10 protein-coding genes are annotated in these 8,430 nt (G+C 70.6%); 7 read left to right on the top strand and 3 right to left on the bottom strand.

Translation table 11 applies throughout. The features are described from left to right. Positions 1-121 (top strand): hypothetical protein (locus tag HUV06_RS16340; protein WP_254601102.1); only part of this gene is annotated, 121 nt, incomplete at its 5' end. A 76-nt stretch (positions 122-197) separates the two neighbouring features. Here HUV06_RS16340 and HUV06_RS12755 read toward each other — a convergent pair. Genes HUV06_RS12755 through HUV06_RS12745 form a run of 3 tightly spaced genes read right to left on the bottom strand, consistent with a single transcriptional unit; the run spans position 198 to position 3,427 of the window. Beyond that, complete coding sequence (locus HUV06_RS12755) at positions 198-1,124, bottom strand: histone deacetylase (protein WP_174301639.1); 927 nt, start codon at positions 1,122-1,124, stop codon at positions 198-200. A 54-nt stretch (positions 1,125-1,178) separates the two neighbouring features. After that, positions 1,179-1,571: a (deoxy)nucleoside triphosphate pyrophosphohydrolase gene (locus tag HUV06_RS12750; protein WP_174301640.1), complete on the bottom strand. Its 393-nt coding sequence runs from the start codon at positions 1,569-1,571 to the stop codon at positions 1,179-1,181. An 11-nt stretch (positions 1,572-1,582) separates the two neighbouring features. Beyond that, positions 1,583-3,427, bottom strand: coding sequence for a peptide MFS transporter (locus tag HUV06_RS12745; RefSeq protein ID WP_174301638.1), 1,845 nt, complete (start codon positions 3,425-3,427; stop codon positions 1,583-1,585). 167 nt (positions 3,428-3,594) lie between these two features. Here HUV06_RS12745 and HUV06_RS12740 point away from each other — a divergent pair, with 167 nt between their 5' ends. The 6 genes from HUV06_RS12740 to HUV06_RS12715 all read left to right on the top strand — a co-directional run. Further along, complete coding sequence (locus HUV06_RS12740; RefSeq protein ID WP_174301637.1) at positions 3,595-4,026, top strand: DUF427 domain-containing protein; 432 nt, start codon at positions 3,595-3,597, stop codon at positions 4,024-4,026. 14 nt (positions 4,027-4,040) lie between these two features. Then, positions 4,041-4,394, top strand: a complete 354-nt coding sequence (locus HUV06_RS12735) for an MmcQ/YjbR family DNA-binding protein (protein WP_174301636.1) — start codon at positions 4,041-4,043, stop codon at positions 4,392-4,394. A gap of 41 nt (positions 4,395-4,435) precedes the next feature. Then, positions 4,436-5,920: a histidine--tRNA ligase gene (hisS, locus tag HUV06_RS12730; protein WP_174301635.1), complete on the top strand. Its 1,485-nt coding sequence runs from the start codon at positions 4,436-4,438 to the stop codon at positions 5,918-5,920. Positions 5,921-5,931: 11 nt separating this feature from the next. After that, positions 5,932-7,056: an ATP phosphoribosyltransferase regulatory subunit gene (locus HUV06_RS12725; RefSeq protein WP_371811080.1), complete on the top strand. Its 1,125-nt coding sequence runs from the start codon at positions 5,932-5,934 to the stop codon at positions 7,054-7,056. Positions 7,057-7,058: 2 nt separating this feature from the next. Then, on the top strand, positions 7,059-8,009 hold the full coding sequence (hisG, locus tag HUV06_RS12720) for an ATP phosphoribosyltransferase (protein ID WP_174301633.1): 951 nt from the start codon (positions 7,059-7,061) through the stop codon (positions 8,007-8,009). Between the two features lie 50 nt (positions 8,010-8,059). Continuing rightward, positions 8,060-8,430 (top strand): class I SAM-dependent methyltransferase (locus tag HUV06_RS12715; RefSeq protein ID WP_174301632.1); only part of this gene is annotated, 371 nt, incomplete at its 3' end.

Here is an 8,430-nt window from a genome sequence, read left to right as displayed (position 1 = left end):
CGACAGCCATGTGGAATGGTTCGAGGGCAACTTCGAGGCCTACGAGGAGGACAAGAAGCGGCGGTTGGGCGCGGACTCGCTCATGCCCAAGCGGCTCAAGTTCCAGAAGTTCGCGCGCTGAGCGCGCCAGCCCGCCGGCCAGTCCGGCGGGCGTTCTCTTTTCAACATCTCGCGTCAGGGCTGTCGAGCGTGTGGCGCTATCCCAGCGTGCGCCACGCCTTCGCCGCCGCCCGGTGCAGGGTGGCGTGGCGCTTGGCCAGGGCGTCGATGTTCCGGTCGTAGCCTCCGCCGATAACGCCCACCACCGGCGCGGCCGACAGGCAGGTGGCGAGCACGTATGCGTCGCGGGCCGCCAGACCTTCGTCGCTGAGCGACAGCCGGCCGAGCCGGTCGTCGGCATGGGGATCGACCCCTGCGATGTAGAAGATCAGGTCTGGGCGCACGCGGTCCACCACGCCGGGCAGGGCTTCGGCCAAGCGCCCGAGGTACGGCCCGTCCGTCGTCCCGTCCGGCAGCTCGATGTCCAGGTCGCTGACGGCGCGGCGGACCGGGTAGTTCTTCTCGCCCTGCATGGAGAAGGTAAAGACGCGCGGCTCCCGCTCGAAGATGCGCGCGGTGCCGTCGCCCTGGTGCACGTCGCAGTCCACCACCAGAATCTGGCGCACGGCGCCTTCACCGAGCAATATCCGCGCAGCGACCGCCACGTCGTTGAAGGTGCAGAAACCCGCCCCGCCCGCCGGGCCGGCATGGTGGCTGCCGCCCGCGGTGTTGCAGGCCAGCCGATGTTCTAGCGCCAGCCGCGCGGCCAGGATCGTCCCGCCCGTGGCGGCGCGGGCGCGTTCGGCCACCGAGCGGGTGATGGGCAGGCCGATGCGGCGCTCCACCTCGCGCGGCACGGTGAGATCGAAGACGTGGCGGACGTAGACGGGATCATGCACAGCCGCCAGCGCGGCGAAGCTCGCCGGCTCGGGTCGGAAAAAGCCGGTCTCCGGGACAAGCTCCTCGTCGATCAGGACCTGGGCCAGGGCCGCGTACTTGCCCATCGGGAAGCGGTGGTTGGCCGGCATGTCGGCGCTGTAGGCCGGGTGGTGCACGACCGGCGGCAGGTCAGGACGTATGGCCATTCGGCCTCGCAGATAGGAACGGCGTCCTGTGCCGACCAGCGCAGGGACTGAGGTTCAGAGCAAGTCCCGCAGCCAGGCGCAGAGCGGCGCGTCGGCCGGGGGCATGGGGTGGTCGAACAGCCGGGCCGGCTGCACCCACTTGAGCGCCGCGTGCTCGCGGCGGGTGACCTGGCCCTCCCAGCGGCGCAGCAGGTAGAGCGGCATCAGCAGGTGGAAGGCCTCATAGGCTTGGCTGGCGAAGACGAAAGGGGCGAGACAGGCTTGGCTGACTTGGATGCCCAGCTCTTCGTCCAGCTCCCGGATCAGGCAGGCCTCGGGGGTCTCGCCGGGCTCGACCTTGCCGCCGGGGAACTCCCAGAGCCCTGCCAGCGACTTGCCTTCCGGCCGCTGGCCGATCAGCACCCGCCCGTCGGCGTCGATCAGAGCCGCCGCCGCCACCAGCAGCATGGGCGACGGGCTCAAACGTCGCCTCGCAGGGTCGCGGGGGAGAGACCGGACCGGTCGCCGTCGAACACCGGCGCGTTCGGCTCATGCACGTCCGCCTCGGTCGCGCCATGCGCCCAGCGCCTGAGGAAGGGCGAAAGCGCCAGGAACACCGCGCCCGCCGCCACCGCGATCCAGCCGATGACGGAGAAGACGTGCAGCGAGGTGGTCAGCGCCGCCTTGGGGTCGAGCACCTGGCCGCCCACGGTCGCGCTCCCGGCGAATTGGGCGATGAAGCCGCCGATCCACTCCGCCCAGGAAATGGACAGATACCAGACCGCCATCAGGGTGGAGACCAGCAGCGCCGGCGCCAGCTTGGTGATCTGGGACAGCCCTACCGGCGACAGGCAGAGCTCGCCCGTGGTGTGCAGCAGGTAGGCCACCGCCAGGAAGATCAGCGGCAGCCGGTAGTTCGCATCGGCGAAGCCCGCGCCCAGCGCCAGCACCAGGAAGCCCGCGCCGACCTGCACCAGCGCCAGTCCGAACTTGATCGCCGGATTAGGGTCGCGCGCCCGCCTGGCCAGCCAGGGCCAGACCGCGGCGAACACCGGCGCGAACATCAGGATGAAGCCGGGGTTGAAGGACTGGGTCTGGGCGGCGTTCATGGTCACAAAGCCATGGCTCGGGAGCTGGGTGTTCCTCGCGGCGAACAGGCTGAGCGAGGAGCCCGCCTGCTCGAACAGCGTCCAGAACACCACCGACCCGCAGACCAGCGCCAGCGCCAAGCTCAGACGATCCCGCTCCACCTTGCTGCAGCGCCTGGCCATCCACCAGCCGACATAGCCCAGGATCGCCACCGACCCGGCGGCCAGCAGGTAGCCCACCACCGCGTTGTGCTGCAGCAGCACGAACACGACGGCCACGCCTACCAGGCCCGCAAGGTAGAGTGCGCCCTCCAGTTTCAGCGGCCCGGCGACTCTGCGTTGCAGCCGCCCGGGAACCGGCGGCTCGCCGTGGCCCTGCAGCAGCGGCTTGCCGAGCACGAACACCACCAGCCCCGCAGCCATCCCCAGGCCGCCGAGCCCGAAGCCGGCCCACCAGCCGACGCTCTGGCCCACCGCCCCGCAGATGATCGCCGCCCAGAAGGCGCCGAGGTTCATGCCGTAATAGTAGAGGGTGAAGCCTGCATCGCGCCTAGGGTCGTGGGCGGGATAGAGCTGGCCCACGATGGAGGTGATGTTGGCCTTCAGATAGCCCACCCCCATGATGATCAGCGACAGGGCTAGATACAGGATGTCGGCGAACAGCTCGGGCCGCTTCTGCACCGAAAGGGCGTAGCCGCCCTTGGGCAATACCGAGGGCAGGGGAGCGGTCGCGGGCAGCCCTTTCAGCGCCAGCCCGCCGGCGGGCGTGGAGGCGAAGTCGTAGGCGGTGTTCCCGACCTTCAGCGCCGCATGGCGCGCGTCGCCCCGGCCGCTCGCCTCGAACACGTAGTCGTGGCCGTGGTAGGTCAGCACCTGCTGCGCCGCGGGTCCCTGGATGGCCAAGCCTAACTGGCCGATGGTCAAGAGCAATCCGCCGAAGACGATGGCCTTGCGCGTGCCGAGGTACTGGTCCGCCAGGACGCCGCCGACAATTGGCATCAGATAGATCAGCGTGGTATAGGCACCGTATTCGCTGGCCGCCGCCTTGTCCTCGAACAGGAAGTGCTGGGTCAGGTAGTAGATCAGTAGCGCCCGCATGCCATAGTAGGAGAATCGTTCCCACATCTCGGCGAAGAACAGCACGAACAGTCCCCGAGGGTGGCCTCTAAGCTGCAGCAGCACCGGGATGGCGGTGAGGATCGTGATCAGCAGGCCGGCGACAAGAACGATGTTCACGCGGTCAGGCTCTCCCCAAGGTGCGGGCGATCCCGCTGCGGCGAGCAGACCATGCGTTCCGCCCTCGGACAAGCAGCTCAGTTCTCCTCCCCGCGTCGCAGGGAAGGAGCGGAAACGCCGCCCCCGCTGGAGCGTTTGGCTCCCGAACCCCCAAGAGGCGCCGCGCGATGAAGACCCCCGGTCCGGACCATCCCATTACCATCACGCCCAATCCGCGCCAGGTCAGGGTGCGCTTCCAGGACCATGTGATCGCCGCCAGCTTCAACGTTCTGACGCTGAAGGAAGCCGACTACCCGCCGGTGCACTACTTCCCGCGGGCCGATGTGGAGACGGGCTTCATCTCCAAGACCACCCACCACACCAACTGTCCCTACAAGGGCGACGCCAGCTATTTCACCTTCTACATGAACGGAGACATGCTCGAGAACGCCGTGTGGAGCTACGAGACACCGTATCCGGCCATGGAGCAGATCAAGGACATGCTGGCCTTCTACCCGGACAAGTTCGAGGTCTACGAGATCGACGAGGCCGACATCGAAGATCGTCACCGCCCCGCCTTCTCGGAAGCGTGGCCAGCCGCCGACAGCGGCGCGCAATAGCGCTGGGGGCGGCCGTGGGCTCCTCGCCGGACGACCTGCGCGCCGCCGCCCTCGCCTTGCCGGAGGCGGAAGAGAAGGACCACTTCGGTGCGCCCTCGTTCCGGGTGAACGGCAAGATCTTCGCCCAGATCGCCGTGCGCGACGGGGGCAAGGCGCTGCTCAGGCTACCCCAGGGCCGCCGGGAATTGCTCTGGGAGGTCCGGCCCGAGGTGTTCACACCCAGCGTCTGGGGCAAGATCATCTCCTGCTACGTGGCGCTGGAGGGGATCGAGCCCGACGAGCTGGCCGAGCTGGTCCGCGCCAGCTGGGCCGAGATCGCGCCCAAGAAGCTTGTCGCCGCCCACCCTTCCTTGCCGCCCGGCGGCTGATCGGATAGGCACGCGCGGCTTCAGCTGAGCCGTAATCCTCTATGTCCGACACCCCCGCCTTCCGGCCCCAGGCCCGCAGCCCGCGCGGCTTCCAGGACCGGCGCGCGCGCGATCTACGCGCGGAGCGGACGATCCTGACGGCCGTAGCCGAGGTCTATGAGCGGTTCGGGTTCGAGGCCCTGGAGACCTCGGCCTTCGAGTACGCCGATGCGCTGGGCAAGTTCCTGCCCGACAGCGACCGGCCGAACGAGGGCGTGTTCGCGCTGCAGGACGATCCAGACACCGAGAATGGGCAGTGGATGGCGCTACGCTACGACCTGACCGCCCCGCTCGCCCGCTTCCACGCCCAGAACCGCGAGACCCTGCCCAAGCCCTTCCGCCGCTACGCCTTCGGCACGGTGTGGCGGAACGAGAAGCCGGGTCCGGGCCGCTTCCGCGAGTTCATCCAGTGCGACGCCGACACGGTCGGCTCCGCCCGGCCGGAGGCCGACGCCGAAATCATCGCCATGGCGGCGGAGGGGCTGGAGGCGGCGGGACTTCCTCGCGGCGCAGCGGTGATCAAGATCAACACGCGCAAGCTCCTAAACGGTTTGCTGGAGGCCATTGGCGTCAGCGAGCCGGCCCAGAAGCTCGTCGTGCTGCGCGCGGTGGACAAGCTGGACCGGCTCGGCCCCGACGGCGTTCGCGAACTGCTGGGCGAGGGTCGGCGCGACGTAAGCGGCGACTTCACAAGGGGCGCCGGGCTGCCAGCGGCGGCGAGCGAACGGGTCCTGGCCTTTGTCACCAGTCCGGTGAGCGGCAGCCGACTTGGCACGCTGGGTCGCATCGCCGACGCTATCGGAGGGTCAGCGTCGGGCGACAAGGGGCTGGAGGACCTGTACCGCATCAACTCAGCTCTCGACCGACTCGGCGTGCCTGAATCTCAGGCCGCGTTCGACTCCACCATCGTGAGGGGACTGGAATACTACACCGGCTGCGTGTTTGAGGCCGATTTGCTGCTCGACACCTTCGACGAACAGGGACGGCCCATCCGCTTCGGCTCGGTGGGCGGCGGCGGCCGCTATGACGACCTGGTGGCCCGCTTCACCGGCGAGAGCGTGCCGGCGACCGGCTTCTCCTTCGGCGTCAGCCGGCTGGTGGCGGCGCTCCGGGCGGCCGGGCGGGAGCCCGGCGCCGCCGCGCGTGGTCCTGTGGTGGTGATCGCCTTCAACGAGGCCGCCATGGCCGACTACTTCGCCATCGCCGGCGAGCTGCGCTCCGGTGGCATCGCGGCGGAGGTCTATCTGGGCGCCTCGGGCATGAAGGCGCAGATGAAGTACGCCGATCGCCGCCTGTCGCCCGCCGCCGTCATCGTCGGCGAGGACGAGCTTGCGGCGGGTACGGTGACGGTGAAGGACCTCGACCTCGGCCGGACGCTGGCCGGACAGGTGGCCGACAACAAGGCCTGGAAGAGCGAGCGGCCCGGCCAGGCGACGATTCCCCGCGTTGATCTGGTGGCGCACGTCCACCGCATCCTGGAAGGCTGAAGCGCGTGCTGGTGGAGCGTCCGGTCGCGCCCGATCGGCTTTCGGCCATCCGCGCCCCGTTCGTGGCGTTCGGCGGGGTCTGGAGCGATGCGGCGGTGCTGCAGCCCCTGTCGCTGCTGCTCGACCTCGCGGGCGAGGCCATGCGCGCGCGCCTGTTCACCGTGCAGGGCGAGGGCGCGGCCGAACTCTGCCTGCGTCCGGACTTCACCATCCCCATCGCCTCCGTCCACATCGAGAGCGGCGCCGCCGAGGGCCGCTACCTCTACGAGGGCAAGGCCTTCCGTACCGCGCCCCGCGGCAGCGGGCGCCCGGCCGAGTTCCTGCAAATGGGGGCTGAGGTCTACGGCCAGGCCGACGACAAGATCGGGCAGGACGTGGAGATCGCAGCCCTCGCCTGGACGGCGTCCCAGGCCGGCGGCCGGAGCGACCTTGGGCTGGTGCTCGGCGACGTGGCCTTGTTCGACGCCTTCCTGGCCGCCCTCGACCTTCCCCAGGCGCTCCGCACCCGGCTGGTCGGCGCCTACGCCAGCGGCCGCAGCCTGCAGCAGGAGCTGTCCCGCGCCCGGTCCGGTCCCGCGCCACGCGCGGGCGAGCGGCTGCCGGAGCTGCTGGGCAGCCTTCCCGAAGGCGAGGCCACCGGCGTGCTGGAGGAGCTGTGGAAGCTGGCGGGCATCTCGCCGGTGGGCGGCCGTTCGCCGGCGGAAATCGCGCATCGCCTCTGCGCCCGGGCCGAGCAGGCCTGGGCCGGGCGCCTGAGCCCCGCCGAGGCGGACCTGATCACCCGCTATCTCGAGATCATCGCGCCGCCGCGGGAGGCCTTCGACCGCATCGAGTCCCTCGCCTATGAAGCCAAGGTGGAGTTCGACGTCCAGCTCCAGCCGTGGGTGCGACGGCTCCGCGGCCTCGCCGCGGCCGGGGTGCCGGAGTGGGCGATGGTGTTCTCCACGGGCTTCATGCGCGCCTTCGGCTACTACGACGGCATGCTGTTCGAGGTGCGAAGCCTTGAGCTCGGCTACGACCGCCCCGTCGCCGCCGGCGGCCGCTACGACAGCCTGCCGGCCCGGCTCGGCGCTCGCGATCGGGTCGGCGCCGTAGGCTGCACCGTGCGGCCGGGCCGTGCGGTGGCGGAGGCTTGAGGATGTCCCCGCTCGTCCTCGCCGTCCCCTCCAAGGGCCGCCTGAAGGAGCAGGTGGAGCGCTGGCTGTCCGAATGCGGCTTCACCCTGGAGGCCGACGGCGGAGACCGCGGCTACCGCGCCCTGCTGCGCGGCCTGCCGGGCGCCGAGGTGCGGCTGATGTCGGCCGGCGACATCGCCGCCGCGCTGGACGCCGGCGACATCCATGCCGGCGTCACCGGCGAAGACCTGCTGCGCGAGACCGGAGAGGGGCTGGACGAGCGGGTCATGCTGCTCCGCGCGCTCGGCTTCGGCCGGGCCGACCTGGTGGTGGCGGCGCCGCAGAGCTGGATCGACGTGGACGCCATGGCCGACGTGGAGGAAGTGGCGCACCTCTATCTCGGCCGCACCGGCTCGCGCCTGCGGGTGGCCACGAAGTACGCCGTGCAGACCCGCGCCTTCTTCGCCGCCAAGGCCATCGCCGACTACCGCATCGTGGACAGCGGCGGCGCCACCGAGGGTGCGCCGGCGGCGGGGCTGGCGGAGCTGGTGGTGGACATCACTACCACCGGTGCGACGCTCGCGGCCAACAACCTGAAGATCGTCTCCGACGGCGTGATCCTGAAGAGCCAGGCCCAGCTCGCCGCCTCGCTGCACGCGCCCTGGGCGCCGCACCAGCTGGCCCTGGTGCGACGGCTGATCTCGGTTGCGGAGGCGCGCGCCCGGGCCAGGAGCCTCGCCGCCCTGCGCTGGCCGGAGGAGCAGGACCAGGCCGCCCGCGACGCCACGGAGGCCCACCTGGCGCGCGGCGCCACCCGCCAGCCCTTCGGCCTGCTGGCGCCGGAGCCTGCGCTGCTCGACATTGCGGCCGACCTTGCGGCGGCCGGCGTCGGACCGGTCAGCGCCGGGCGGCCGGACTATGTGTTCGAGGCGGCGTGCCCGATCGCCGACGCCCTCGCGGCTCAGGTCGGCTGAGGCGCGAAGGGCATGACGGCGCCTGCGGTTCTGGTCTAAGCCTCAGCCCCATGAGCGACACGCGCGCCAGCTTCGGCTTCCGAGACGTCGAGCCCGAGGACAAGCCCCGCCTGGTCCGCGGCGTGTTCGACCGGGTGGCGTCGCGCTACGACCTGATGAACGACCTGATGAGCGCGGGCGTGCACCGGGCGTGGAAGGACATGATTGCCGTCCGTCTGAACCCCCAGCCCGGCGAGCGGATCATCGACTGCGCCGGCGGCACGGGCGACATCGCCAAGCGCCTGGCCAGGCTCGCCCGGGCCGCCAAGGCGCGGCGGGGCGGCGCGGACGCCAAGATCCTGGTGGTGGACTACAACGCCGAGATGGTGGACGTCGGCCGCGAGCGGGCGCGCGAGGCCGAGATCGCCTGGGCCGTCGGCGA

The sequence above is a fragment of the Caulobacter sp. S45 genome (genome assembly GCF_903642205.1).
Taxonomy (GTDB): domain Bacteria; phylum Pseudomonadota; class Alphaproteobacteria; order Caulobacterales; family Caulobacteraceae; genus CAHJWH01.
This window is presented reverse-complemented; position numbering and strand designations above follow the sequence as displayed.